Source organism: Streptomyces sp. NPDC021012, assembly GCF_044333355.1.
In the GTDB taxonomy this organism is placed as follows: Bacteria; Actinomycetota; Actinomycetes; order Streptomycetales; family Streptomycetaceae; genus Streptomyces.
This window is the reverse complement of sequence record NZ_JBIRQU010000018.1, coordinates 57,300-82,299: the sequence shown is the minus strand read 5'-3', so window position 1 is coordinate 82,299 and position 25,000 is coordinate 57,300. Positions and strand designations below refer to the sequence as shown.

General features: G+C 71.8%; 25 protein-coding genes. 11 read left to right on the top strand and 14 right to left on the bottom strand.

What is annotated here, in order from left to right; translation table 11 throughout:
* Nucleotides 1–4: 4 nt before the first annotated feature.
* Both ACH4TP_RS36280 and ACH4TP_RS36275 read right to left on the bottom strand, forming a co-directional pair.
* Nucleotides 5–2,416 carry a PQQ-binding-like beta-propeller repeat protein gene (locus tag ACH4TP_RS36280; protein ID WP_389227481.1) on the bottom strand — a complete coding sequence of 804 codons (2,412 nt, stop codon included), beginning with the start codon at nucleotides 2,414–2,416 and terminating at the stop codon, nucleotides 5–7.
* Between the two features lie 150 nt (nucleotides 2,417–2,566).
* Nucleotides 2,567–3,352, bottom strand: coding sequence for a VOC family protein (locus ACH4TP_RS36275; protein WP_389227478.1), 786 nt, complete (start codon nucleotides 3,350–3,352; stop codon nucleotides 2,567–2,569).
* A 297-nt stretch (nucleotides 3,353–3,649) separates the two neighbouring features.
* Here ACH4TP_RS36275 and ACH4TP_RS36270 point away from each other — a divergent pair, with 297 nt between their 5' ends.
* Nucleotides 3,650–4,297: a TetR family transcriptional regulator gene (locus ACH4TP_RS36270; protein ID WP_388855405.1), complete on the top strand. Its 648-nt coding sequence runs from the start codon at nucleotides 3,650–3,652 to the stop codon at nucleotides 4,295–4,297.
* Nucleotides 4,298–4,582: 285 nt separating this feature from the next.
* On the opposite strand, the gene ACH4TP_RS36265 is transcribed toward ACH4TP_RS36270, so the two are convergent.
* Nucleotides 4,583–5,053, bottom strand: a complete 471-nt coding sequence (locus ACH4TP_RS36265; RefSeq protein ID WP_389227475.1) for a nitroreductase family deazaflavin-dependent oxidoreductase — start codon at nucleotides 5,051–5,053, stop codon at nucleotides 4,583–4,585.
* Nucleotides 5,054–6,193, bottom strand: coding sequence for an acyl-CoA dehydrogenase family protein (locus ACH4TP_RS36260; RefSeq protein WP_389227472.1), 1,140 nt, complete (start codon nucleotides 6,191–6,193; stop codon nucleotides 5,054–5,056).
* Nucleotides 6,194–6,299: 106 nt separating this feature from the next.
* Between ACH4TP_RS36260 and ACH4TP_RS36255 the strand changes: the two genes are divergently transcribed.
* From ACH4TP_RS36255 to ACH4TP_RS36240, 4 genes are all read left to right on the top strand, one after another.
* The gene (locus ACH4TP_RS36255; protein ID WP_398440270.1) at nucleotides 6,300–7,463 is read left to right on the top strand and encodes a thiolase C-terminal domain-containing protein; all 1,164 of its coding nucleotides are present in this window, start codon (nucleotides 6,300–6,302) and stop codon (nucleotides 7,461–7,463) included.
* Between the two features lie 112 nt (nucleotides 7,464–7,575).
* Nucleotides 7,576–8,832, top strand: coding sequence for an FAD-dependent monooxygenase (locus ACH4TP_RS36250; RefSeq protein WP_398188284.1), 1,257 nt, complete (start codon nucleotides 7,576–7,578; stop codon nucleotides 8,830–8,832).
* Nucleotides 8,829–9,485, top strand: coding sequence for a pyridoxal 5'-phosphate synthase (locus ACH4TP_RS36245; protein ID WP_398188287.1), 657 nt, complete (start codon nucleotides 8,829–8,831; stop codon nucleotides 9,483–9,485). Before ACH4TP_RS36250 ends, ACH4TP_RS36245 begins: the two co-directional genes overlap by 4 nt.
* 91 nt (nucleotides 9,486–9,576) lie before the next feature.
* Nucleotides 9,577–10,869: a phosphatidylserine/phosphatidylglycerophosphate/cardiolipin synthase family protein gene (locus tag ACH4TP_RS36240; protein ID WP_398188290.1), complete on the top strand. Its 1,293-nt coding sequence runs from the start codon at nucleotides 9,577–9,579 to the stop codon at nucleotides 10,867–10,869.
* A gap of 25 nt (nucleotides 10,870–10,894) precedes the next feature.
* Here ACH4TP_RS36240 and ACH4TP_RS36235 read toward each other — a convergent pair whose 3' ends face one another.
* The 4 genes from ACH4TP_RS36235 to ACH4TP_RS36220 form a co-directional block, all read right to left on the bottom strand.
* The gene (locus tag ACH4TP_RS36235; RefSeq protein WP_398188294.1) at nucleotides 10,895–12,781 is read right to left on the bottom strand and encodes an AMP-dependent synthetase/ligase; all 1,887 of its coding nucleotides are present in this window, start codon (nucleotides 12,779–12,781) and stop codon (nucleotides 10,895–10,897) included.
* 99 nt (nucleotides 12,782–12,880) lie between these two features.
* Nucleotides 12,881–13,519 carry a TetR/AcrR family transcriptional regulator gene (locus ACH4TP_RS36230; RefSeq protein WP_389228032.1) on the bottom strand — a complete coding sequence of 213 codons (639 nt, stop codon included), beginning with the start codon at nucleotides 13,517–13,519 and terminating at the stop codon, nucleotides 12,881–12,883.
* 99 nt (nucleotides 13,520–13,618) lie between these two features.
* Nucleotides 13,619–14,965 (bottom strand): dicarboxylate/amino acid:cation symporter, encoded by a 1,347-nt coding sequence (locus ACH4TP_RS36225; protein WP_398440269.1) that lies wholly within the window; start codon nucleotides 14,963–14,965, stop codon nucleotides 13,619–13,621.
* Between the two features lie 371 nt (nucleotides 14,966–15,336).
* The gene (locus ACH4TP_RS36220) at nucleotides 15,337–15,603 is read right to left on the bottom strand and encodes a DUF4229 domain-containing protein (RefSeq protein ID WP_389227451.1); all 267 of its coding nucleotides are present in this window, start codon (nucleotides 15,601–15,603) and stop codon (nucleotides 15,337–15,339) included.
* 135 nt (nucleotides 15,604–15,738) lie between these two features.
* Between ACH4TP_RS36220 and ACH4TP_RS36215 the strand changes: the two genes are divergently transcribed.
* Complete coding sequence (locus ACH4TP_RS36215) at nucleotides 15,739–16,272, top strand: GNAT family N-acetyltransferase (RefSeq protein WP_398440268.1); 534 nt, start codon at nucleotides 15,739–15,741, stop codon at nucleotides 16,270–16,272.
* Between the two features lie 58 nt (nucleotides 16,273–16,330).
* Here the strand turns inward: ACH4TP_RS36215 and mqnE are convergent, their stop codons facing one another.
* The gene (mqnE, locus tag ACH4TP_RS36210; RefSeq protein WP_398440267.1) at nucleotides 16,331–17,494 is read right to left on the bottom strand and encodes an aminofutalosine synthase MqnE; all 1,164 of its coding nucleotides are present in this window, start codon (nucleotides 17,492–17,494) and stop codon (nucleotides 16,331–16,333) included.
* A 50-nt stretch (nucleotides 17,495–17,544) separates the two neighbouring features.
* Nucleotides 17,545–18,000, bottom strand: a complete 456-nt coding sequence (locus ACH4TP_RS36205) for an Lrp/AsnC family transcriptional regulator (RefSeq protein WP_017241016.1) — start codon at nucleotides 17,998–18,000, stop codon at nucleotides 17,545–17,547.
* Nucleotides 18,001–18,112: 112 nt separating this feature from the next.
* Between ACH4TP_RS36205 and ACH4TP_RS36200 the strand changes: the two genes are divergently transcribed.
* A complete protein-coding gene (locus tag ACH4TP_RS36200; RefSeq protein WP_389227442.1) occupies nucleotides 18,113–18,250 on the top strand; it encodes a hypothetical protein in 138 nt (45 codons plus the stop codon).
* Here the strand turns inward: ACH4TP_RS36200 and ACH4TP_RS36195 are convergent.
* Genes ACH4TP_RS36195 through ACH4TP_RS36185 form a run of 3 tightly spaced genes read right to left on the bottom strand, consistent with a single transcriptional unit; the run spans nucleotide 18,247 to nucleotide 21,308 of the window.
* Complete coding sequence (locus ACH4TP_RS36195; RefSeq protein WP_389227439.1) at nucleotides 18,247–18,921, bottom strand: UbiX family flavin prenyltransferase; 675 nt, start codon at nucleotides 18,919–18,921, stop codon at nucleotides 18,247–18,249. The genes ACH4TP_RS36200 and ACH4TP_RS36195 overlap by 4 nt on opposite strands.
* Before the next feature lie 30 nt (nucleotides 18,922–18,951).
* Nucleotides 18,952–19,854, bottom strand: coding sequence for a menaquinone biosynthesis prenyltransferase MqnP (gene mqnP / locus ACH4TP_RS36190; RefSeq protein WP_389227436.1), 903 nt, complete (start codon nucleotides 19,852–19,854; stop codon nucleotides 18,952–18,954).
* The gene (locus ACH4TP_RS36185; protein ID WP_398440265.1) at nucleotides 19,851–21,308 is read right to left on the bottom strand and encodes a menaquinone biosynthesis decarboxylase; all 1,458 of its coding nucleotides are present in this window, start codon (nucleotides 21,306–21,308) and stop codon (nucleotides 19,851–19,853) included. Before ACH4TP_RS36185 ends, mqnP begins: the two co-directional genes overlap by 4 nt.
* An 89-nt stretch (nucleotides 21,309–21,397) precedes the next feature.
* Between ACH4TP_RS36185 and ACH4TP_RS36180 the strand changes: the two genes are divergently transcribed.
* Together ACH4TP_RS36180 and ACH4TP_RS36175 are read left to right on the top strand one after the other, a co-directional pair.
* Entirely contained in the window at nucleotides 21,398–21,787 is a 390-nt protein-coding gene (locus tag ACH4TP_RS36180; RefSeq protein ID WP_389227430.1) for a PLD nuclease N-terminal domain-containing protein, read from the top strand.
* On the top strand, nucleotides 21,787–22,671 hold the full coding sequence (locus ACH4TP_RS36175; protein ID WP_389227428.1) for a LysR family transcriptional regulator: 885 nt from the start codon (nucleotides 21,787–21,789) through the stop codon (nucleotides 22,669–22,671). The genes ACH4TP_RS36180 and ACH4TP_RS36175 overlap by 1 nt, the downstream gene beginning before the upstream one ends.
* Here the strand turns inward: ACH4TP_RS36175 and ACH4TP_RS36170 are convergent.
* Entirely contained in the window at nucleotides 22,574–23,497 is a 924-nt protein-coding gene (locus ACH4TP_RS36170; RefSeq protein ID WP_398440263.1) for a DMT family transporter, read from the bottom strand. The genes ACH4TP_RS36175 and ACH4TP_RS36170 overlap by 98 nt on opposite strands.
* A 144-nt stretch (nucleotides 23,498–23,641) precedes the next feature.
* Between ACH4TP_RS36170 and ACH4TP_RS36165 the strand changes: the two genes are divergently transcribed.
* Together ACH4TP_RS36165 and ACH4TP_RS36160 are read left to right on the top strand one after the other, a co-directional pair.
* A complete protein-coding gene (locus tag ACH4TP_RS36165; RefSeq protein ID WP_398440262.1) occupies nucleotides 23,642–24,094 on the top strand; it encodes a nucleoside deaminase in 453 nt (150 codons plus the stop codon).
* Complete coding sequence (locus tag ACH4TP_RS36160) at nucleotides 24,087–24,995, top strand: isopenicillin N synthase family dioxygenase (RefSeq protein WP_398440261.1); 909 nt, start codon at nucleotides 24,087–24,089, stop codon at nucleotides 24,993–24,995. Before ACH4TP_RS36165 ends, ACH4TP_RS36160 begins: the two co-directional genes overlap by 8 nt.
* Nucleotides 24,996–25,000: the final 5 nt, after the last annotated feature.

Sequence of the window (25,000 nt, the reverse complement as noted above, 5' to 3'; positions counted from 1 at the left end):
CCCCCTACGGGCGCGCGGGCGCGCCCCTGCCCGTCGCCGTGCCCTTGACCGCGTCGAGGGCGTACACGCAGCGGTCCTTGCTGCACGCGTACACGACCCCGCCCTTCGCCACCGGCGAGCCGGTGATCTCGCCGCCGGTCGCGAGCTTCCAGCGGAGCTGGCCGCCGGTCGCGTCCAGCGTGTACAGGACGTGGTCGGCCGAGCCGAAGTGCACCCGGCCGTCGGCGACGACCGGGGAGCCGACCAGCTCGCCGCCCGCCGCGAACCGCCAGCGGGGGGTGCCGGTGACCGCGTCGAGCGTGTACAGCGCGCTGCCGCTGCCGACGTGGACGTTGCCGTCGGCGACGAGCACCGGCTCGGTGGACTGGCGCGGCTCGGTCGCGATCCGCCAGCGGTCCTGGCCGGTGGTGGCGTCGAGCGCGTACACCGTGCCGAGGTGGTCCGACAGGTAGACCCCGCCGCCGGTGACGGCGGGTCCGGGCGCGAACGCGGGCGGGGAGAGGAAGACGGCCGGGGCCTCGAAGTGCCAGCGGACGTGGCCCGCCGCGATGTCGATCGACAGGACCCGCGTCCCGGCGGAGACGTACACGCAGCCGTCCTCGGCCGGGGCCACCCGTACGGGGACGCCGGCGCAGGAGGCCGCGTCGCCGATCGGGTACGACCACCGCTCCACGCCCGTGCGGGCGTCGAGGGCCTGGAGCCGGGCGTCCCGCCACACGTACACGGTGTCGCCGTGCACGGCGGGCCCCGCCTCCGCGGTCTCGAAGTCGGTCTGCGCGCCGGTGAGCTCCCACAGCTTGGCGCCGTTGGAGGCCTCCCAGCCCTGCACCCCGCCGCCGCGCGTGCCGGTGACGACCGTGCCCCGGTCGACCTTCAGCGAGTACACGTAGGCGTCCGTGTGCAGCCGCCAGCGCTCGGAGCCGTCGGTGGCGTCGAGGGCGTACAGGGTGGGGCCGTCGGAGGCGTGGATGCGGCCCGAGGCGACGGCCATCGACCAGGCCACGTCCCGGGTCTTGAACTGGCGCCGGCCGCTCCCCGTGTCCAGGGCGTGCACCTCGAAGGAGGTCACGTACAGCAGGTCGCCGTCGACGACCGGGGTGCCCCAGACGTCGTTCGACATCCGGAAGCGCCAGGGCCGCCAGTGGCCGGGCTCCGGCGGCGGCTGCGGTGCCGCCTGCTCGGAGCCCTGCGGGGGCACGGAGGCGTGCTGCGGGGCCTGCTCGGCGCCGTGCGGGCCGCCGCCCGGCGGGCGGATCCAGCCGGTCGCGGGGCCCGCGTCGGCGCCCCGGCCGACGGCGAGGGCCGCGCGGGTGTCGGCGACCCGGGGGCCGGGACCGATCGGGACGGTCGCGCCGCCGAGGCGTACGGGACCGCCCGCGCCCTCGGAGGGGCCGGCGTGCCGGCCGCCCACGGGGGCGGGATCGGGCGCCCGCTCCGGGAAGCGCGGGTCGTGGCGGGGGCCCGGCGGGTCCACCGGGGGCCGCGGCGGCACGGGCGGGGCGGCCGGGGCGGGCAGCTGGCGGCCGCCGCCGCGCCGCCGCTCGATCATGGCGGTGGCGCTCGGCGGCAGCCACGCGGAGGCCGTGCCGCTGTCGTCGCTGCCGGGGCCGAAGAGGTGCGGGGCCAGCTGCGCCTGGAGGTCGGCCGGGGTGGGCCGGCGGGCGACGTCCATCTGCATGCAGGAGTCGATGAGCGGCCGCAGCTCGTCCGGCAGCCCCTCCAGGTCCGGGCCCTCCCGGAGCAGCATGAAGACGGTCTCGACCGGGTTGGCGCCGTGGAAGGGCGCGTGCCCGGTGGCGGCGAAGACCAGCATCGAGCCCAGCGAGAAGACGTCGCTGGCGCCGGTGACGCTGCGCGAGTCGCGGGCCTGCTCGGGCGACATGTAGGCCGGGGTGCCGACGGCGACGTTGGTCATGGTCAGGCGCGTGTTGGAGACGCCCGACGCGATGCCGAAGTCGATCACCCGGGGGCCGTCCTCGACGACGAGGACGTTGGAGGGCTTGAGGTCGCGGTGGACCAGGCCCGCGCCGTGGATGGACTGCAGGGCCTCGGCGACGCCCGCGGCGAGCCAGCGGACGGCCTGGGCCGGGAGCGGCCCGCACTCGTTCACTATCTCTTCGAGGGAGGGCGCCGGGACGTAGGCGGTGGCCAGCCACGGCACGGCGGCGCGCGGGTCGGCGTCGACCACGGCGGCCGTGTAGAAGCCGGAGACCGCCCGGGCGGCCTCCACCTCCCGGGTGAAGCGGACCCGGAACAGCTGGTCCTCCGCGAGCTCCGTGCGCACGGTCTTGATCGCCACGCGCCGGCCCGAGGCCGAGCGCGCGAGATAGACCAGGCCCATTCCGCCCGCGCCGAGCCGGCCCAGCACCTCGAAGGGCCCGATACGTCTCGGGTCGTGCTGCGTCAGCTGTTCCACTTGCCTGCCACCTCCCCGTACGGGCCATGAGGGTACGGCCCCGTGGCCCCTGATTCTTCCTGTCCGGGGGCCCGGTTGCGAACCCGGGGGCGGATCGGGGTGTCCTAGCTCATACCGACGGGTGTCCCGCCTCATACCGACGGCGGAAAGTCAGCTCTCCCCGGCGGGTTTCGCGAGGACGGCGAAGCGGGCGCCCTGGTTGTCGTGGAGGACGGCGACGCGGCCGTGCGGGGTGTCGGAGGCGGGGGTGGCGACGCGGCCGCCGAGGCGGACGGCGGTCGCGCAGGCCTCGTCGCAGTCGGCGACGGCGAAGTGGACGAGGACGTGGCCGGGCATCTCGGCGGGGAAGTCGTCGGTGATGACGGCCCGCCCGGCGAAGGCGCTGCCGTCGCCGGGCCGGGAGCCGGGGGGCGACCAGACGCGGTAGTCGAAGCCGGCGTCCCTGCCCGCCTCCGTGGGGTCGGCCTGGCGGCCGAGGTAGCCGAAGACGGTGGCGTAGAAGGTGTCGACGGCGTCCGGGCGGCGGGTGTGGACCTCCATCCAGCAGAAGGAACCGGGCTCGCCGGTGACCTCGAAGCCGTCGTCGTCGCCCTCCTGGCGGAGCCCGAAGACCGCGCCGCCGGGGTCGGCGGCGAGCGCGTAGACGCCGAAGGGGCCGACGGGGTAGGGCTCCATGACCATCTGCCCGCCGGCGGCCTTGACCCGGGCGGCGAGGGTGCCCGCGTTCTCGGTGGCGAGGTAGAGGGTCCAGGTGGTGGGCATCCGCCCGTCGCGCTTGGGGACGAGCCCGGCGACCCGGCGCCCGTCGAGGAGCGCCTCGTCGCGGTCGGGGTCGAAGGTCCAGCCGAAGAGCTCGCCGTAGAAGCGCTTGCCCGCTTCCAGGTCGGGGAGCTGTGCGTCCACCCAGCTGGGGGTGCCCTCAGTGCGTACGGCCATGTCCACACGCTAGGACGGCGGGGGCGGTCCCGCACGCCCCGACATACGAACAAAGAGATGATTTAGCGGGGTGGAACCCTTGCGGGGACGGGGTTGTCCACCGAAGTTGTCCACAGGCTGTTCATAAGCCGATTCGGGTACGGGACAGGTGCTCGGGTCCCCCGTCCGGCCCCGAAGTGGCTCGAACCCGTCCCCGGGCTCCCCCGCCCGGACCCGTGCCGACCTCGCGGAACGGGCGTGCACCCCATTTGCACTCGGCCGAATCGCGCGCTGATCCCCCCTCGGTAAGCTGACGGCATGACAGGACAAGTACGCACCGTCGACGGCCGCGTGGCCGGACGACGCGGCCAGGCGACGCGGCAGAAGCTGCTCGACTGCCTCGGTGAGATGCTCAGCTCCTCGCCCTACCGGGACGTCAAGGTCATCGACGTGGCCCGGAAGGCGGGTACTTCACCCGCGACGTTCTATCAGTACTTCCCGGACGTCGAGGGGGCGGTCCTCGAGATCGCCGAGGAAATGGCCAAGGAGGGCGCCGCGTTGACCGAGCTGGTCTCCGGCCGCTCCTGGGTCGGCAAGGCCGGCTGGCAGACCTCGGAGGAACTCGTCGAGGGCTTCCTGGACTTCTGGCGGAAGCACGACGCGATCCTGCGGGTCGTGGACCTCGGCGCCGCCGAGGGCGACAAGCGGTTCTACAAGATCCGCATGAAGATCCTGAACTCGGTCACCAACTCCCTCACGGACGCGGTGAAGGAGCTCCAGGCCAAGGGCAAGGTCGACAAGGACGTCAGCCCCGCCGCGATGGCGGGCGCCCTGGTGGCGATGCTGGCCTCGGTGGCCGGCCACCAGAAGGGCTTCCAGACCTGGGGTGTGAAGCAGGCCGAACTCAAGCCGAACCTCGCCCTGTTGGTCCATCTGGGCATCACCGGCAAGAAGCCGACCAGATAGCCCTGCCGGAGAGGCGAGACCCCTTCACCCGTCCTGTCGCCGACGCCGGCGGCGGCCCGCTCCCCCGAACCGGAGCGGTCCCGCCGCCGGCGTCGCCGTCTCTCCGGACGCCCCGGGGCCCGTCTCGGGGTTCACCTCGGCCTCCGGGCGCCCCGGGTCCGCCTTCGGGTCCGCCTCCGGTCCCCGGACGCCCCCGGGCCCGCCTCGGGGCTCGCCTCCGGGCGCCCCGGGTCCGCCTTCGGGTCCGTCTCCGGTCCCCGGACGCCCCCGGGCCCGCCTCGGGGCTCACCTCCGGGTCAGCCGGAAGAGCCGGATCTCGCGCTCGATGCGTGCCTGGTACGTGGCGTACGGGGGCCAGAAGTCCAGGGCCGCCTTCCAGGCCGCCGCCCGTTCCTCGCCCGTGAGGAGCCGCGCCCGTACGGGGACGTCCTCGCCCCGCCAGTTGACCTCGGCGTCCGGATGGGCGAGCAGGTTCGCCGTCCAGGCGGGGTGGCCCGGGCGGCCGAAGTTGGAGCCGACGAGGAGCCAGCGGCCGTCGCCCTCGGGCATGCAGGCCAGTGGGGTGACCCTCGGCCGCCCGCTCCTCGCGCCCCGGGCGGTGAGGATCACCCCGGGCAGCATCCGGGCGCTGAGCAGCACCTTCCCCCTGGTCAGCCGGTGCACGGCCCGGTCCATGGCCGGGATGACGTGCGGGGCGAGCCTGGCGAAGGTCCGGGTCGAGGACACCTTCTGCACGAGCGCGCGTCCTGCGGGCATCTACGCCGCCTCCTTGCCGAAGAGTCCGGTCCGTTCGGCCGCCCGGTCGCGCAGCCGTCGGGCGGGGCCGAAGAGCAGTTCGTCGGAGGCGGCCCGCTTGAAGCAGAGCTCCTCCCAGGCGTCACCGGTGCCTCCGCACTCCGCGGCGGCGGCGCGCAGGGCCTCCAGGGCGTGCGCGAGGGCGAGCGGCCCGCCGTCGGGTTCGCGGGCCGCGCAGTACGTCAGCGAGCGGGCCGCCTCGACCTGGACGTACAGGTCGGCGAGGCGGTGCCGGGCCTGCCGCGCGCGGGTGCGGTCGAGGGCGGCCGCGGCGGCGCCGACGGCCTCGGCGGCCAGCATCACGGCGGCGGCGCGGCCGGTGGCGGCGAGGGCGCCGAGGACGTCGGCGGGTTCCTCGCCGAGGAGTTCGGCCGGGGCGTCCCGGAACTGGACGGTGGCCTGGGTCCTGGTGGGGTCGAGGGCGGGCTGCCGGGTCCGTACGAGCCCGTCGGCGTCCGCCGGGACGAGGAAGAGGAGCGTCCGGCTGCGGGCGAAGCCGCCGGCGTGGGCGGCGACGAGGAGCAGTCCGGCGCGGTGCCCGTCGAGGACCCGGGCGGCCTCGCCGTAGAGCCGCCAGCCGCCGTCCGGGGTGCGGGCGGCCTGGATGCCGCCGGCCCGTCCGCCGCCGGACCAGTCGCCGCCGGTGTTGTCGCCGGTGAGGCCGAGGGCGAGGGCGGGTCCCTCGGGGGCGGCGAGGGCGCAGGTGAGGCTGCCGTCGGCGACGCGCGGGAGGTGTGCGGCGCGCTGGGCGGGGGTGCCGAGGGCGGCGAGGAGCGGGGCGGCGAGGACGGTGGTGGCGAGGAGCGGGGAGGGGGCGAGGGCGCGGCCGGTCTCCTCGCAGGCGGGGGCGAGGTCGGCGGGGGCGCGGCCCGCGCCTCCGTACTCGGCGGGGAGGGTGAGTCCGGCGAGGCCGAGGGTGCCGGACATGCGGGCCCAGAGGGCGGTGTCGTAGCCCTCGGGGGTGGCGGCGGCCGCGTGGTTCCCGTGCGGTCCGGCCCGTTCGGCGAGCAGGTCCCGCAGGGTGCGTCGGATCTCCTGCTGCTCCTCGGTGAGCGGGACGGTGAGCGGGTCCGCCGGCGGGACGGGTGGCGAGGTGTCCATGGAGCTTCCTCCGTATCTGACGGTGCGTCATGCTAGGGCGGTGCGGGGGCCGTTGCCCAGAGCGACGCCGGTCCCGATTCAAAGAATCTGATGTACCGTCAGATTCATGCCCACCATCACACGCAGCGCCCGCCGCGTCGCCGTCGTCGGCGTCTCCCTCTCCGACTGCGGCCGCGTCGACGAGGCCACCCCCTACGCCCTGCACGCCCAGGCCGCCCGGCGCGCCCTCGCGGACAGCGGCCTGGACCGCTCGCTGGTCGACGGCCTCGCCTCGGCGGGCCTCGGCACGCTCGCCCCGGTCGAGGTCGCCGAATACCTGGGCCTGCGCCCCCGCTGGGTGGACTCGACCGCCGTCGGCGGCGCCACCTGGGAGGTCATGGCCGCGCACGCCGCCGACGCGATCGCCGCCGGCCACGCGAACGCGGTCCTGCTCGTGTACGGCTCCACCGCGCGCGCCGACATCCGGGCCCGGCGCCGCACCTCGAACCTCTCCTTCGGCGCGCGCGGCCCGCTGCAGTTCGAGGTCCCGTACGGGCACACCCTGATCGCCAAGTACGCGATGGCCGCCCGCCGCCACATGCACCAGTACGGCACGACCCTGGAGCAGCTCGCGGAGGTGGCCGTACGGGCGCGGGCGAACGCGGCGCTCAACCCGGAGGCGATGTTCCGCGAGCCGATCACCGTCGACGAGGTCCTGGACGGGCCGATGATCGCGGACCCCTTCACCAAGCTGCACTGCTGCATCCGCAGCGACGGCGGCTGCGCGGCGCTGCTCGTGGCCGAGGAGTACGCGAAGGACTGCCGCAAGGCCCCGGTGTGGGTGCTCGGGACGGGCGAGCACGTCTCGCACACCACGATGTCCGAGTGGGAGGACTTCACCGTCTCCCCGGCGGCCGTCAGCGGCCGGCTGGCCTTCGAGCGGGCGGGCGTGCGACCCGCCGACATCGACGTCGCCGAGATCTACGACGCCTTCACCTACATGACCCTGGTGACCCTGGAGGACCTGGGCTTCTGCGCGAAGGGCGAGGGCGGGGCGTTCGTCCAGGAGAAGGACGGGCTGCCGGTGAACACGGACGGCGGCGGGCTCTCGGCCTGCCACCCGGGGATGCGGGGCCTGTTCCTGCTCGTGGAGGCGGTGCGCCAACTGCGCGGCGAGGCACCGGGGTTGCAGGTGCGGAGGCCGGACGGCTCGCTGCCGGAGCTGGCGGTGGCCTCGGGGACGGGGGGCTGGTTCTGCTCCTCCGGGACGGTGGTCCTCGGCCGCGGCTGACCGGCCGCCCGAGGAATCTATACAAGCGTCATAGACAACCGTGTAGGACATCCGTATAGTCATGTCTGCGGGCAGGGGAACGGCCCGCAGACACCCGACGAGGAGTCCTGCCATGACCAGCACCACGAAGACCGCCAAGACCGTCCTGATCTCCGGCGCCTCGATCGCCGGCCCCGCCCTCGCGCTCTGGCTGCACCGCTACGGCTTCGCCCCGACCGTCGTCGAGCGCGCCCCCGAACTGCGCACCGGCGGCTACAAGGTGGACATCCGCGGCACCGCGATCGAGGTCTGCCGCCGGATGGGGATCCTCGACGAGGTCCGCGCCAACTCCACCGACATGCGCGGCGGTTCGTACGTCGACGACGCCGGCCGCACCATCGGCGAGCTGCCCGCCGACATCTTCGGCGGCCGCGTCGAGGAGGACGACGAGATCATGCGCGGCGAGCTCGCCCGCATCCTGTACGACCGGACCCGCGAGGACGTCGAGTACGTCTTCGGCGACTCGATCGCCTCCCTCGACGAGGACGCCGACGGGGTCGCCGTCACCTTCGAGTCCGGCACCGTCCGCCGCTTCGACCTGGTCGTCGGCGCCGACGGGCTCCACTCGAACACCCGGAAGCTCGCCTTCGGTCCGGAGGAGCGCTACAAGCGCCACCTCGGCGCGTACATCTCCATCTTCACCGCGCCCAACCACCTCGGCCTGGACCGCTGGGAGACCTACCACGCCCTCCCCTCCAAGCTGACCTGCGTCTACAGCTCGTCCGGCGAGACCGACGCCAAGAACCTCTTCATCTTCTCCTCGCCCGAGGAGCTCCGGTACGACCACCGGGACGTCGCCGCCCAGAAGCGCCTGCTCGCCGACGCCTTCGCGGGCGGCGGCTGGGAGATCCCCCGCCTCCTCGGACACGCGGCGGAAGCCGAGGACTTCTACCTGGACTCGATGTCGATCGTCGAGATGGACAGCTGGTCCCGGGGCCGTGTCGTGCTCCTCGGCGACGCCGCCCACTGCTCCTCCCCCGCCTCCGGCCAGGGCACCGGCCTCGCCCTCATCGGCGCCTACGTCCTGGCGGGCGAACTGGCCCGCGCCGGCGGCGACCACACCGTGGCCTTCGCCCGCTACGAGCGGCACATGCGGCCCGGCGTCGAGCAGAACCAGAAGATGGCCGAGGGCTTCGTGAAGGAGATGACGGTCGACTCGAAGTGGAAGATCGCCCTGCGCATGTTCATGGTCCGGACGCTGCCGAAGACCCCCTGGAAGAACCTCATCGCGAAGAAGATCCGCGACGGCATCCAGGCGGCGGCCCACGCGGTCCCGCTCGTGGACTACACCGCTCCGGCCGCCCCCGCACGCCCTACCGTGGCCGCATGACCGACTTCCACCGCGCCCTGCACTCGCTCAGGGTCTGGGACACCGAGCTGCCCTCCTTCGACCCGGCGGGCGCCCCGCCCGCCCCGCTCCCCCTCTTCCACGAGTGGTTCACGGCGGCGGTCGCGGCCGGCCAGACCGAGCCGCACACCCTCTCCCTGGCCACCGTGGACGAGGACGGCAGGCCCGACGTCCGTACGGTGATGCTGCACGACGCCGACGCCCGCGGCTGGCACTTCGCCTCGCACGCCACCAGCGCCAAGGGCCGCCAGCTCGCCGCCCGCCCCGAGGCCGCGATCGGCTTCTACTGGCCGGCCCAGGGCCGCCAGGTCCGGCTGCGGGGCCACGTCACCACCGGCACCCCCGAGGAGGCGTACGAGGACCTCCACGCCCGCACCACCGGCGCCCTCGCCGCGGCGCTCGTGGGCCGGCAGAGCGAGGTCCTCGACTCCCCCGCCGCCCTCGCCGAGGCGAGCGAGGCGGCCTGGCACCGGGCCGAGGCCGAACCGGACGCCCCCGCCCCCAGCTGGACGCTGTACGTCCTCGAACCGGCCGAGGTCGAGTTCTTCCAGGGCGACGCCCGCCGCCGCCACGTCCGCCTCCGCTACCGCCGCACGGCCGACGGGGACTGGACCCGCGAACTCCTCTGGCCCTGACCGCTCCTGCGCGCCGGACCTGTCCGAAAACAGATGCGGCCCCAAGGCCACCGCATGGTCGTATGGGCCTCCTGCCTTCGAAAGGAAGTCCATGCGCATCCGGCACAAGCTCCGCGCCGCCTCCCTCGCGGCGGCACTCCTGACGACCGCCCTCGCGTTCTCCACCGCACCCGCCGGCGCCGAAACGGCGGGTGCGGAGGGCACGGCGGCGGTCACCACCCAGGCCGTCTTCAACAACCCGACCGGCACCGCCACCGAGCAGCGGGCCATCGTCGACAAGCAGATCGAGCTGATCAACGGCGCCCCGGCCGGCTCCCGGATCCGGCTCTCGTACTACTACCTCAACGACGCCACCTTCACGAACGCCCTGACCGCCGCCCACGACCGCGGCGTGAACGTCCAGGCGATCTTCGACGTCAAGGCCACCGGCTACGCGCTGTACAACACGCTCGCCGCCGCGCTCGGCACCGACACCTCCAAGCCGTCCTGGGTCACCAACTGCGGCACGGCACGCGGCTGCATCGGCACCCTGGCCAAGGGCGGCGTCGACGCCATCAACCACAACAAGTTCCTGCTCCTCACCGAGACGAACGGCACCCCCCGCGTCGTCATGCAGTCCTCGGCGAACCTGCACACCGGCCGCGACGGCTACCTCGGCTGGAACAACGCCCTCGTCCTGACCGGCAACGACGGCATCTACAACGCCTACAACGGCTACTTCGACGACCTCGCCGCCAAGGTCCCGAACAACAACTACTACGACACCGGCCGGACCCCCGTCGCCTCCGGCAACGCGAAGATCCACTTCTATCCGCGCGCCGCGACCAGCGACTCGGTCTTCTACAACGACCCGAGCGAGGACACGGTCGCGACCGTCCTCGACCACGTGCAGTGCTTCGGCAACTCGGTCGTCGGCACCACCGACAACCACCGCACCCGCATCCGCGTCGCCATGACGATCTTCTCCCGCCCCTACCTCGCGGACAAGCTCGTCCAGCTCGACGCCCAGGGCTGCTACGTCGAGGTCGCCCTCACCTACGACGGCACCAACGGCCTGGGCAAGACCTCCCTGGAGAAGCTCCTCGCCAAGACGACCAACGCCTACAACGGCGTGATCACCAAGTACTACTGCGGCAAGGACTCCACCTGGATCCACGACAAGTACCTGCTGGTCGAGGGCAATTACTACGACGTCCCCGACCGCAAGATCGTGTGGACCGGCAGCCACAACTGGTCCACCAACTCGCTGCGCCAGAGCGACGAGACGATGCTCCAGCTGGAGGACTCCGCGATCCACGACGCGTACGTCGCCAACTACAACAAGCTGCGGGCCGCCACCACGCACCAGCCCGCCAACGGCGACGCCGTCGACGCCACCTGCTGACCCCCGCCCGCAGGGGGGCGCGCCGCTACGGGCGTGCCCCCTCGGAGCCGTACATCTCCTCGACGTCCCGGGCGAAGTCCCGCAGCACCGCACGCCGTTTGAGCTTCAGGGAGGGCGTCAGGTGCCCGGAGCCCTCCGAGAACTCGGTGGTCAGGACCCGGAAGGCACGGATCGACTCGGCCCGCGAGACCAGCCGGTTGGCATCGTCCACGCCCCGCTGGAGCGCGGCGAGCAGCTCGGGGTCCCGGGCCAGCTCCCAGAGCGCCAGGTGCTCCTTGTGCCGCATCCGCCGCCAGTGCGTCAGGCCCTCGTGGTCCAGGGTGATCAGGGCCGTGACGTAGGGGCGGTTGTCGCCGAGCACCATGCACTGGGCGACCAGCGGGTGGGCGCGCAGCCAGTCCTCCAGCGGGGCGGGGGCGACGTTCTTGCCCGAGGAGGTGATGAGGATGTCCTTCTTGCGGCCGGTGATCCGCAGATAGCCGTCGTCGTCGAGCGAGCCGAGGTCCCCGGTGGGGAACCAGCCCTGGTCGGTGTGCGGCAGGGCCGTGCCGCGCTGCGCGTCCCAGTAGCCGGCGAAGACGTGGCCGCCCTTGAGCCAGACCTCGCCGTCGTCGGCGATCCGGACGGCGGTGCCCGGCAGCGGCAGGCCGACGGTCCCGGTGCGCGGCCGGCGGGGCGGGGTGACCGTGGCGGCGGCGGTGGTCTCCGTCAGGCCGTACCCCTCGAAGACCTCGACGCCCGCGCCGGCGAAGAACTCGGCGAGCCGGGCGCCGAGCGGGGAGCCGCCGCAGATCACGTGCTCGACGCGGCCGCCGAGCGCGTCGCGGATGCGGCGGTAGACGAGCGGGTCGTACAGCGCCCGGGCGGCGCGCAGGGAGAGCGAGGGCGTGGCCGTCCGCCCGTAGCGGCGGGCGATCTCCGCGGCCCGGTCGAAGGCGGCGGCCTTCCCGCCGCGTTCGGCGGTGGCGCGGGCCCTGTTGAAGACCTTCTCCAGGACGTACGGGATGGCGAGGAGGAAGGTGGGCCGGAAGGCGGCCAGGTCGGCGAGGAGTTCCTCGCCCTCGACGGAGGGCGCGTGTCCGACGCGGACGCGGGCGCGGACGCAGCCGATGGCGACCATCCGGCCGAAGACGTGGGAGAGGGGCAGGAAGAGGAGGGTGGCGGCGGGTTCCCTGCTCTCCGAGACGAAGACGGGGTGGAGGAGCCGGACGGCGTTGTCGACCTCGGCGAAGAAGTTGGCGTGGGTGAGGGCGCAGCCCTTGGGCCGACCGGTGGTGCCGGAGGTGTAGATGAGGGTGGCGAGGGTCGCCGGGGTGAGCAGGCCCCGGCGGGCGGTGACGGCCTCGTCGGCGACCCGCGCGCCGGCCCTGCGGAGCTGGTCGACGGCGCCGGCGTCGAGGACCCAGAGGTGGGCGAGGCCGGGCAGCTGCCGCCGCTCGGCGGAGACGAGCCGGGCCTGCGCGGTGTCCTCGACGACGCAGGCGGCGGCGCCGGAGTCCTGGAGGATCCAGCGGGTCTGGAAGGCGGAGGAGGTGGGGTAGACGGGGACGGTGACGAGTCCGGCGGCCCAGGCGGCGAAGTCGATCAGGGTCCACTCGTAGGTGGTGCGGGCCATGAGGGCGAGGCGGTCGCCCGGTCGCAGGCCGTGGGCGATGAGGCCCTTGGCGACGGAGTGCACCTCGGCGGCGAAGCGGGCGGCGGTGACGTCCTGCCACTGCCCGTCGGCGTCCTTCCGGGAGAAGAGGACGGCGTCGGGTTCCTGCCGGGCGTTGTCGTACGGCAGGTCGGCGAGCGAACCGCGGGCCACCCGGGGGACGAGCGCGGGGACGGACACTTCCCGCACCCGCCCGTCGACAAGCACTTTCTGCGGTTCGACCGGCTCGGTCCCGGATGCGGCGGTGACGACGGACACGTGCGGCTCCTCGGTCTGCGCGATGAACTGAGGTCGTGCGTCGGTAAGTTGGGCCCGGCGATCCTTTAACCAGTCGGTAACCTTACTGCGCGGTAAGGCTCAACGGGGAGACCAGCGCTCGCTTTTCATGAGGTTTCCGAGCCCGGCCCAGGCGAAGTTCATCAGCGTCGCGGCGGCCTCCTTCGCCGTCACCCCGGGCGTCTCGTTCGCCCAGCCGGCCAGCGACTCGGCGGACCCGACCAGCGCCTGCGCGAGCGCCTCCACGTCCCGCCCGCCCAGGGCCACGTCCGCCTCCCCGGCGGCCTCCCCGATCAGCCCCGCCACGAAGCCCACGATCTCCTCCCGCATCCGCGCCGCCTCCCCGGCGAACGGCTCCCCGTGGGTCCGCGCCTGCCGGCTCAGCACCACCCAGGAGTCCGGGTGCTCCGCGGCGTACGTGAAGAACGCGAGCAGTCCCGCCCAGAGCCGCTCGTCGGGCGGCACCTCGGCCCCGCCGACCCCGGCGGCGACGGCCCCGAGCAGCGCTCCGGCCTCCCGCCGGATGACCGCGGTGAAGAGCTCCTCCTTCGACCCCAGGTACAGGTAGACCAGGGGCTTGGAGACCCCCGCGAGCTCGGCGATCTCGTCCATCGACGCCGCCTGGTACCCGCTGCGCGCGAAGCACCGCACGGCCGCGTCCACCATCTGCCGCTCCCGCACCACCCGCGGCAACCGTCGCGCCTTCGCCCCGCCGGCCATGGCGTCCACCCCTTGCTTCCAAGATCCGCTGGATGCCCCGCGAAAGCGTACGCGCCCCCCGCCCGGACGGGGGCGGGGGGCGCGCGGCTTCGTGCGGGGTCAGGCGGCGGCCGTGACCGCGACCTTCTGGTCCTTCTCGCCGATCGCGGCCAGGTCCTCGATCGGGGACGAGGAGGCGTTCTCGTACGCGGCGAGGTCGAGGATCTTCTCGCGGGCGGAGACGATCACCGGGACCAGCGCCTGGCCCGCCACGTTGGTGGCCGTGCGCATCATGTCCAGGATCGGGTCGATCGCCATGAGGAGGCCGACGCCCTCCAGGGGGAGGCCCAGGGTGGAGAGGGTCAGGGTGAGCATGACCGTGGCGCCGGTGAGGCCGGCGGTGGCCGCCGAGCCGATGACGGAGACGAAGGCGATCAGCACGTAGTCGCCGATGCCCAGCTGCACGTCGAAGATCTGCGCGATGAAGATCGCGGCGAGCGCCGGGTAGATCGCGGCGCAGCCGTCCATCTTGGTGGTGGCGCCGAACGGGACGGCGAAGGAGGCGTACTCCTTCGGGACGCCGAGGCGCTCGGTGACCTTCTGGGTGACCGGCATGGTGCCGACCGAGGAGCGGGAGACGAAGGCCAGCTGGATGGCCGGCCAGGCGCCCTTGTAGAAGCGGAGCGGGTTGACCTTGGCGACCGCGGCGAGCAGCGTCGGGTAGACGACGAAGAGGACCAGGGCGCAGCCGACGTAGACGTCGGCGGTGAAGGTCGCGTACTTGCCGATCAGGTCCCAGCCGTAGTCGGCGATGGCGAAGCCGATGAGGCCGACGGTGCCGAGCGGGGCGAGGCGGATGACCCACCACAGGGCCTTCTGGAGGAGCTCCAGGGCCGACTCGGAGAGGGTGAGGATCGGCTTGGCGCGGTCGCCGAGCTGGAGGGCGGCGATGCCGGCGACGGCGGCCATGAAGACGATCTGGAGGACGTTCAGCTCGGTGAAGGGCGTGATGACGTCCGTCGGGATGATGCCGGTGAGGAAGTCGATCCAGGAGCCCTCGTGCTTGGGCAGCTTGCCGTCCTTGGGCGTGAGGCCCGTGCCGGCGCCCGGGTTGGTGATCAGGCCGATGGCGAGGCCGATGCCGACCGCGATCAGCGAGGTGATCATGAACCAGAGCAGGGTGCGGGTGGCGAGCCGGGCGGCGTTGTTCACCTTCCGCAGGTTGGTGATCGAGACCAGGATCGCGAAGAAGACGAGCGGCGCGACGGCCAGCTTGAGCAGCTGGACGAAGATGTCGCCGATCTGGCCGAGGGTCTCCTTCAGCCAGGAGACGTCCTGGCTGCGGGCGATCCAGCCGAGCAGGGCACCGAGGACCAGACCGGCGATGATCTGGGCCCAGAAGGGGACCTTGGGTATTCGGGACGAGGGCTTGGACTCGTTCTCGGTCGCGGTGGCGGACGCGGACACGGGCACACTCCACAGGTGCGTATCGGGGGAATACGGGACGGGGGTGCGGCACACACGCGCTCGGGCGCGGGCCGCTGCATGATGCCGGATCAGAGCGCGCGGCGACAGACCGCGGACATACAGCGGCAGAGGTCGACGTGCAGGCGCGCCACGAGCGGGGTGCTCGCGGCGTCGTAGGGGCGCACTGCTGTCGTCATGTCCAACACGTTAACACTTGAACTTTGAGATCCTCAAAGCCATTCTTTGAGACCTCTTGGCACTCCCCGACCTGCGAAACGCAGAACACCCCAGGCCGGAGCCTTGGAAGGCTCCGGCCTGGGGTGGATGTCCGTCGGGACGTCTGTGAGGAAGCTTACGCAGCCCTTATACGGCTACAGCGCGTCCTCCTGGGACCGGTTGGCGTCCAGTCGCCCCTTCGCGCGCTCGACCCTCGCCACGACCTCGGCGCTCGCCTCGTCCCGCACCTTGCGCAGGAGGACGAAGCTCAGCGGGGCGGAGACGACGATGGAGAGGACGAGGACCCAGAGCAGGTTCGAGTCGCCCAGACCGCGCGGCAGCACACCGGCGTAGACGAGACCCCACAGGGCGAGGAAGCACCCGGCGAAGATCCCGAGCCGCATCAGCGTGTAGCGGAGCATGTCAGTCCACTCTTCCGTTCCGAATGATCGCAAAGTTCCCATGAGGGACGAGCGCCCTCCAGTGAAGCACGCGGACCCGGGGGCTCCGGGACCGGGCCTCTTGAGCCCTCCGAAGGTAATAGATAACCTCGATCCATGACCCTTACCTTCGAGGTGGACCCGGCGGTCGACCGCACCCTGCGCGACGGCGTGCTCTCCCTCTGGGCCGACGTCTCCAACGCGGGCGGCGCCGTCGGCTTCGTACCCCCCGTGACCCCCGAGGCGATACGCCCCGCCCTGCTCAGGCACCTCGTCGCGATGGCCGAGGGCGGCACCCGCCTCCTCGTCGGCCGCGACGGGGACGGCGAGATCGCCGCCACCGCCTTCTTCACCTTCAACAGCCACCCGCTGATGACCCACTGGGTCTGGCTCTACACCGTGATGGTCCACCCCCGGCACCAGGGCAAGGGATACGGCCGCGACCTCATGGCGGCGGTCGAGCACACCGCCCGCACGGCCGAGGGCTTCGAGGCGGTCGAGGCGATCCGGCTGACCTGCCGCGGCGGCACCGGCGTCGACGGCTTCTACGCCAAGTCCGGCTACAAGGAGGTCGGCCGCGTCCCCGGCGCGATCCGGGTCGCCCCCGGGGACGACCGCGACGACATCGTCATGCTGCTGCCCCTCACCTGAGACGGCGGAAGGGCCGGTGGGTGATCCCACCGGCCCTTCCGCCACGAAGCCGTACGCCTCAGAACCGCATCGACTGCGGCGTCTCGCGCCGCTCCGCGTCCGGACCCGGGTACTCGCGGATGATCTCGTACCGCGTGTTCCGCTCGACCGGGCGGAAGCCCGCGTCGCGGATCAGTTCGAGCAGGTCCTCGCGGCCCAGCTTGTTCGGCGTGCCGTAGTTGTCGGCGTCGTGCGTGATCTTGTACTCGACGACCGAGCCGTCCATGTCGTCGGCGCCGTGCTGGAGCGCCAGCTGTGCCGTCTGGACGCCGTGCATGACCCAGAAGACCTTGACGTGCGGCACGTTGTCGAAGAGGAGCCGGGAGACCGCGAAGGTCTTCAGGGCCTCGGCGCCGGTCGCCATCGTGGTGCGCGCCTGGAGCCTGTTGCGGATCTTGCCGTCCTGCATGTCGACGAAGTCGTGCTGGTAGCGCAGCGGGATGAAGACCTGGAAGCCGCCGGTCTCGTCCTGGAGCTCACGGAGCCGCAGCACGTGGTCCACGCGGTGGCGCGGCTCCTCGATGTGCCCGTAGAGCATCGTGGACGGGGTCTTGAGCCCCTTCTCGTGCGCGAGGCGGTGGATCCGGGACCAGTCCTCCCAGTGGGTCCTGTGGTCCACGATGTGCTGGCGGACCTCCCAGTCGAAGATCTCGGCGCCGCCGCCGGTCAGGGACTCCAGACCGGCCTCGATGAGCTCGTCGAGGATCTCGGAGGCGGAGAGGCCGGAGATCGTCTCGAAGTGGTGGATCTCGGTGGCCGTGAACGCCTTGAGGGAGACGTTCGGCAGGGCCTTCTTGAGCTCGGAGAGGGAGCGCGGGTAGTAGCGCCAGGGCAGGTTGGGGTGCAGCCCGTTGACGATGTGGAGCTCGGTGAGGTTCTCGTTCTCCATCGCCTTCGCGAGGCGCACGGCCTCCTCGATGCGCATGGTGTACGCGTCCTTCTCGCCCGGCTTGCGCTGGAAGGAGCAGTAGGCGCAGGAGGCGGTGCAGACGTTGGTCATGTTCAGATGCCGGTTGACATTGAAGTGGACCACGTCGCCGTTCTTGCGGGTCCGGACCTCGTGGGCCAGACCGCCGAGCCAGGCGAGGTCGTCGGACTCGTACAGGGCGATGCCGTCCTCACGGCTCAGCCGCTCACCGTCCCGGACCTTCTGCTCCAGCTCCCGCTTGAGCCCAGCGTCCATCTCCGGCCGCCTTCCTTTATCTCCGAAATCAAGCTCTGCCCACCGTACTCTCAGCCCTCCTCGGGCAGCTCCCCGACCCGGTTCTCCCACTTGGTGGAGAGCACGATCGTGGTACGGGTGCGGGAGACGCCCTTGGTGCCGGAGAGCCGGCGGATCGTCTTCTCCAGACCGTCGACGTCGTTGGCGCGGACCTTGAGCATGAAGGAGTCGTCGCCGGCGATGAACCAGCAGTCCTCGATCTCGGCGAGGTCCTTGAGCCGGCGGGCCACGTCCTCGTGGTCGGCGGCGTCGGAGAGCGAGATGCCGATGAGGGCGGTGACGCCCAGGCCGAGCGAGGCCGCGTCGACGGTGGCGCGGTAACCGGTGATGACCCCGGCCGCCTCCAGACGGTTGATGCGGTCGGTGACGGAGGGGCCGGAGAGCCCGACGAGCCGGCCGAGCTCGGCGTACGAGGCGCGGCCGTTCTCGCGCAGAGCCTGGATGAGCTGCCTGTCCACGGCATCCATAGGAGTTCACCTTCCATTGTCCAGCGGTACAGCAAGTTTAGGTATAGAATCTAAGGCACACAGGGGCGACACCCTGTGAATCTTTCAGCAGATCAAAGACGATCTTTCAGGAGTGGTGATCACCGTGTACACGATCGAGATGGCCTACGCCCGCATGCGCGAGCTGCAGGAGATGGCCAACCGCTCGCGTGCCCACCAGACGTCCGCCGCCTCCAAGCGCGCCGCGAAGAAGCGCGCCAAGAAGCGCTAATCAGACGAGAGGGCTCCACCGAGCTCTCCCTCCCACCGGCGGTACAGCTGGTGCGGCACTCCCGCCGCGTCCAGCACCCGCCCGGCGACGAAGTCCACCAGATCCTGGATGTGCGTCGCCCCCGCGTAGAACGCCGGAGAGGCGGGCAGCACCACGGCGCCCGCCTCGTCCAGCGCCACCATGTGCTTGAGCGTCTGTCCGTTCAGCGGGGTCTCCCGCACGCAGACCACCAGCGGACGCCGTTCCTTCAGCGTCACGCTCGCGACCCGCTGCAGCAGGTCCTTCGAGAGCCCCAGTGCCACTCCCGCCACCGCCGCGGTCGAAGCCGGCACCACCAGCATCCCCTTCGCCGGGTACGAACCGGAGGACGGCCCCGCGGCCAGGTCCCCGGCCGCCCAGTACCGCACGCCGCCCAGCCGGTCCGACACGTCGAACGTGTCCGGCTTCCCGTCCGCGCCCCGCGCCAGCCAGGCCGCCAGGTCCTCGCGCCAGTGCGCGTCCCGGAAGGAGATCCCCGTCTCGTCGAGCAGCGTGAGCCGCGAGGCCCGCGACACGACGAGGTCGACGCTCTCCCCCGCTGCCAGCAGCCCCCTCAGCACAGCGGCGGCGTACGGCGTACCCGACGCACCGGAAACCCCCACGATCCATGGGGTGCGCTTGCCGTCGTTCATGCCGCGAGCCTATCCGTCATCGCGCCGGGGCTACGGGGTGAGCCCGCGGACCAGCAGGTCGAGCAGCGCGCACACGAACAGGCTGATCCCGATGAACCCGTTCGTGGTGAAGAACGCCCTGTTCAGACGGGACAGGTCGTGCGGCTTCACGATCGTGTGCTCGTAGCAGAAGGCGACAGCCACGATCACCAGGCCGACCCAGAAGAACAGCCCCGCGTCCGTCGCCAGGGCGTACCAGACGAGCAGACCCGTCGTCACGACCGCCGAGACGCGGGCGCCCCACAGCGCGGCCGGGACGCCGAAGCGGGCCGGGACCGACATGACGCCGTGCGCCCGGTCCGCCTGCACGTCCTGGCAGGCGAAGATCAGGTCGAAGCCGCCGATCCAGATGCCCACCGCGAGGCCCAGGATGACCGCGTCCCAGGACCACTCCCCGGTCACCGCCAGCCAGGCGCCGATCGGGCCGATCGACTGGGCCAGGCCCAGGATCGCGTGCGGGAAGTTCGTGAACCTCTTCCCGTACGGATAGACGACCATCGGGATGACGGCGAGCGGCGCGAGCGCCAGACAGAGCGGGTTGAGCAGTGCCGCCGCGCCCAGGAACACCACGACGGCGATCCCGGCCCCGGTCCACGCGGACCGCACGGACACCGCGCCCGTCACCAGCTCCCGGTTCGCGGTGCGCGGATTACGCGCGTCGATCTCGCGGTCGATGATCCGGTTGCAGGCCATGGCGAAGGTCCGCAGACCCACCATGCAGACGGTGACGAGGAAGAGCGTCCACCAGTGGATGTTCCGGTCGAGCTGGAACATCGCGGTGAGGGAGGCGATGTACGCGAAGGGCAGCGCGAAGACCGAGTGCTCGATCATCACGAGCCGCAGGAAGGCCTTCGCGCGCCCCGGCTGGGCGCCCGGTACGGCGGCCGTGGTCACAGCCCGTACTCCTTCCAGCGGCGGTCCACCAGAGCCGCCGTCGCCGGGTCCGACTCCACCATGTCCGGCCAGCCGCCGTCCCGGGTGTAGCCCTCCTCGGGCAGCTTCTTCGTGGCGTCGATACCGGCCTTGCCGCCCCAGAACTGCTGGTAGGAGGCGTGGTCGAGATGATCCACCGGCCCTTCCACCACCGTCAGGTCCCGGGCGTAGTCGGTGTTCCCGAGGGCCCGCCACGACACTTCGTGAAGATCATGGACGTCGCAGTCCTTGTCGACCACGATGATCAGCTTGGTCAGCGACATCATGTGCGCGCCCCAGATGGCATGCATGACCTTCTGCGCGTGCTTCGGGTACTTCTTGTCGATCGAGACGATCGCGCAGTTGTGGAAGCCGCCCGACTCCGGCAGGTGGTAGTCGACGATGTCCGGGACGATGATCTTGAGGAGCGGCAGGAAGAAGCGCTCCGTCGCCCGCCCCAGCGGCCCGTCCTCGGTCGGCGGCCGGCCGACGACGATCGACTGGAGCAGCGGACGCTTCCGCATGGTGATGCAGTCGATCTTCAGGGCGGGGAAGGGCTCCTGCGGGGTGTAGAAGCCGGTGTGGTCGCCGAAGGGCCCCTCCGGCAGCATCTCGCCGGGCTCCAGCCAGCCCTCGACGACGACCTCGGCATGGGCCGGGACCTGGAGCGGAACGGTCTTGCAGTCCACCATCTCGATCCGCTTGCCCTGCACGAAGCCGGCGAAGAGGTACTCGTCGATGTCGCCGGGCAGCGGGGCGGTGGAGGCGTACGTGACGGCCGGCGGGCAGCCGAAGGCGATCGCGACCGGCAGCCGCTCGCCGCGCTCGGCGGCCACCGCGTAGTGGTTGCGGCTGTCCTTGTGGATCTGCCAGTGCATGCCGATGGTGCGCTTGTCGTGCCGCTGGAGCCGGTAGAGCCCCAGGTTCCGCACGCCGGTCTCGGGATGCTTGGTGTGGGTGAGACCCAGGTTGAAGAAGGAGCCGCCGTCCTTCGGCCAGGTGAAGAGCGCGGGAAGCAGATCGAGGTCGACGTCGTCCCCGGTGAGCACGACCTCCTGCACGGGAGCCGCGTCGGACCTCACCTTCTTCGGCGGCACGTGGACCATCGAGCCCAGCTTCCCGAAGGCCTCGCGGACCCCGACGAAACCGTGCGGCAGCTCCGGCTTGAGGAGCCCGCCGATCTTCTCGCTGATCTCGCCGTACGACTTGAGGCCGAGGGCCTTGAGCAGGCGCCGGTCGGTCCCGAAGACGTTCATGGCGAGCGGCATGGCGGAACCCTTGACGTTCTCGAAGAGAAGCGCCGGCCCTCCCGCCTTGTTCACCCGGTCGACGATCTCCCCGACCTCCAGGTACGGGTCGACTTCGGCCTTGATGCGCTTGAGGTCGCCTTCGCGCTCCAGGGCCCTGAGCAGCGAGCGGAGATCGTCGTAAGCCATAGGGGCCAGTATCGGTCACCGGCTAGGCTGGGCTCGTCACCGGGGCCGTCGCAACGGTCCCCGCCGCTGCTTCCAGGGGGCTGTCCCACATGCTCAGGGCACTGATGTACATCCTGCCGCTGGCCCTGACGATCTACGCCTTCATCGACTGCCTGAACACCCCCGAGGACGAGGCCAAGCACCTGCCGAAGGTGGTCTGGGTCATCATCATCCTGCTGTTCTGGATCGTGGGCCCGATCGTCTGGTTCGCCGCCGGCAAGATGCGCCACGCGCCCGCCGGAGGCCGTACGCCCTCCGAGTGGCACCGCAACCACCGCTCCGAGTGGGTCGCCCCCGACGACAACCCCGAATTCCTGAAGTCCCTCCGCGAGGAGAACAAGAAGGACGAAGCCCTCCTCAAGGACTGGGAGGCGGACCTGCGCCGCCGCGAGGAGGAGCTGAAGCGGCGCGAGCAGGGCGAGGACAAGGGCGAGAACTGATGGAGCTGCGGCTCCTGGCCACCTTCGAGAAGGTGGCCGACGTCCTCTCCTTCACCCGGGCGGCCGCCGAACTCGGCTACGCCCAGTCCAGCGTCACCACCCAGATCAGGTCCCTCGAAGCCTCGCTCGGGGTCGACCTCTTCGAGCGCCTCGGCTCCCGCATCCGCCTGACGGAGGCCGGCGAACGGCTCCTCCCGTACGCCCGCCGGATGGCGGACCTGGCGGAGGAGGCGAGGACGGCCGTCGCGGCCACGGCGGAACCCTCGGGCCCGATCGCCATCGGCACCATGGAGTCCCTGACGTCCTACCGCCTGCCCCCGCTCCTGGAGTACTTCCACCACCGCTACCCGAAGGTGCGGCTGACGCTCCGCCCCACCCTCGGCGACGAGACCCGCCAGGCCCTCCGCCAGGGCACGTACGACGTCGGCTTCCTGATGGAGCCGGAGACGGAGCACGAGGGCCTGGAGTCGGAGGTCCTGGCGCCCGAGCCGCTGGTCCTGGTGGCGGCCCCGAACCACCCCTTGGCCGGCCGTACGGCCCTGACGAGCGCGGACCTGGCGGAAGCGCAGCTGGTGGGCACCGAGCCGGGCTGCCCGTACCGCGACCTCTTCGAGCGGGAGCTGCGGGAGTGGGCGCCGCCGTTCATGGAGTTCGGCACGATCGAGGCGACGAAGCGGGGCGTGGCGGCGGGCCTCGGGGTGGCCCTGCTGCCGAGGGTGGCGGTCGAGGAGGAACTGGCCTCGGGGACCCTGGTCGAGTTGGCCTGGCAGGCCCCCTTCACCCTCTTCACCCAGCTCGCGTGGCGGCGGGGCAAGCGTCTTCCGGCCCACGTGCGGCTGTTCGTGGAGCAGGCGCGGCGGCTGGTGTCCGAGCAGCGAGGGTGACCTTCAGACTCGCGAGCACGATCAGCGGGACGCCGAGCGCCTGGACGAGCCCGATGTGATGCCCGTACACCGCCCAGTCGACGCCCATCGCGACAGCCGGATAGGTGAAGGCGAGCACGGCGATCTTGGCGGTGGGCAGCTTGGCGTAGGCCGCGTACATCAGCACGTACATCAGCCCGGTGTGGATGAACCCGAGCCCCACGAGCCACCCCCACCCACCACCGCTCACGCCCCCGAAGCGGACGAAGGGCAGCAGCAGCGGCATCCCCACCAGCACCTGCACGAGCGCGATCAGATGGGGCCGCACCCCCGTGACCCGCTTGGTGACGAAGGTCGCGAGGGCGTAGAGCACGGCGGCGGCGAGCGCGAACCCGAGCCCGGCGAGGGAGGCCGTGTCCCCGGGCCGCACACCGGACACGAGCACGAGCCCGGCGAAGGCGAGCGCCAGCCACCCCAGCTTGCCGGCGGAGATCCGCTCCCTCAGGAAGACGGCTCCGAGCACCACCAGGAAGAACGGCTGCGTGTGGTACACGACCGTGGCGAAGGAGATCGAGGTGGCCGCGTACGCCTCGAAGAGGAACACCCAGTTGAACACGATGAACACCCCGCCGAGCGCCGCCGTCCCCAGCTTCTTCGCGGTGAACCCGTGCCCCCGGAAGAACCCCCGCACGAGGCTGTAGGCCCCGAGCGCGAGGGCCCCGAACAGGCACCGGAAGAACACCACCTCGAAGGGCGACGCCCCGGACTCCACGACGAAGACGCCGAGCGTGCCCGAGAGCACCATGGCAAGGGTCAGTTCGACGGTTCCCCTGGTCTCGTTTCTCATGCCGCCGACGCTACGAAGGGGGCCGCACCCCGGTCCACGGGCCAGTGGGGCGTCCTGCCGATGGGGGCGATCGGCGGGGCCGATGGGGGCCTGCGGAGGAGTGGCCCGGGTGATCCCGGCCTCCCGCCGGGGAAGGCTTCCGGCATGGACGAGGAAGAAGCACGACGGTGGCTCGGGACCGCCCTGGCCGAGGCCCGCGCCGGGCTCGCCGAGGGCGGGATCCCCATCGGAGCCGCGCTGTACGGCGCCGACGGGACACTGCTCGGGCGAGGCCGCAATCGGCGCGTGCAGGACGGGGATCCGTCCACGCATGCCGAGACCGACGCCTTCCGGGCCGCCGGGCGGCAGCGCTCGTACCGGGGGACGACGATGGTGACGACGCTGTCGCCGTGCTGGTACTGCTCGGGGCTGGTGCGGCAGTTCGGGATCTCGCGGGTGGTGGTCGGGGAGGCGGAGACCTTCCACGGCGGGCACGAGTGGCTCGCGGAGCACGGGGTAGAGGTCGTCGTGCTCGGTGATTCCGAGTGCGTCGAGCTGATGCGGGAGTTCATCGGCAGGAACCCGGAGCTCTGGAACGAGGACATCGGCGATGAGTGAAGCGAACCTGCCCACGATCGACCTCGGCCGCGCCCCCGGCCCTCAGCTGCCCGCCGTCGACCGTGCCCTGCGCGAGGCCGGGTTCCTGCTCGTCAGCGGGCACGGGGTCGATGCCGGACTGCGGGCGGGGATTCGGGAGGTCGCGCGGCGGTTCTTCCATCTGCCCGCCGCCGTCAAGGAGCCGTACGCCGTGCGGGTCGGGGGGCGGGGGTGGCTCGGACCGGGGGCTGAGGCCAACGGGTACGCGGAGGGGACGGCGACCCCGCCCGATCTGAAGGAGTCGCTCTCCTTCGCGGCCGAGGAGCCGACCGGGGATCCCGCCGTGGACGCCGAGTGGTTCCTGCCCAACACGTGGCCCGCCGAGGTGCCCGAGCTAAAGCCCCTGGTGGAGGCCTATCTGGCCGCCATGAAGGAGCTCTCCGACCGGGTGCTCGACCTGCTCGGCGTCGCGCTCGGCGAGGAGCGCGACTTCTTCACCCGGCACACCGGACATCCCACCTTCGGCTTCAACGTCAACTGGTACCCGGGGCGGGAGCGGACCGGTGATCCGGAGCCCGGGCAGTTCCGTATCGGACCGCACACGGACTTCGGCACGGTCACCGTCCTCGACCGGGAGGCGGGGAAGGGAGGACTCCAGGTGTTCAGCGACCGTGCCGGGTGGCAGGACGCTCCGTTCGACCCGGCCGCCTTCACCGTCAACATCGGCGACCTGATGGCGGGGTGGACCGGTGGGCGGTGGCGGTCCGGTCGGCACCGTGTGCTGCCGCCGCCGGCCGACGCGCCCGCCGAGGAGCTGATGTCGCTGGTCTACTTCTACGAGTGCACGCCCGGGACGACCATCCGCGGCGTCGAATCGCATGCGTACCTGCGCGGCCGGCTCGATGCCATCGCCGCCGGGTGACGCCC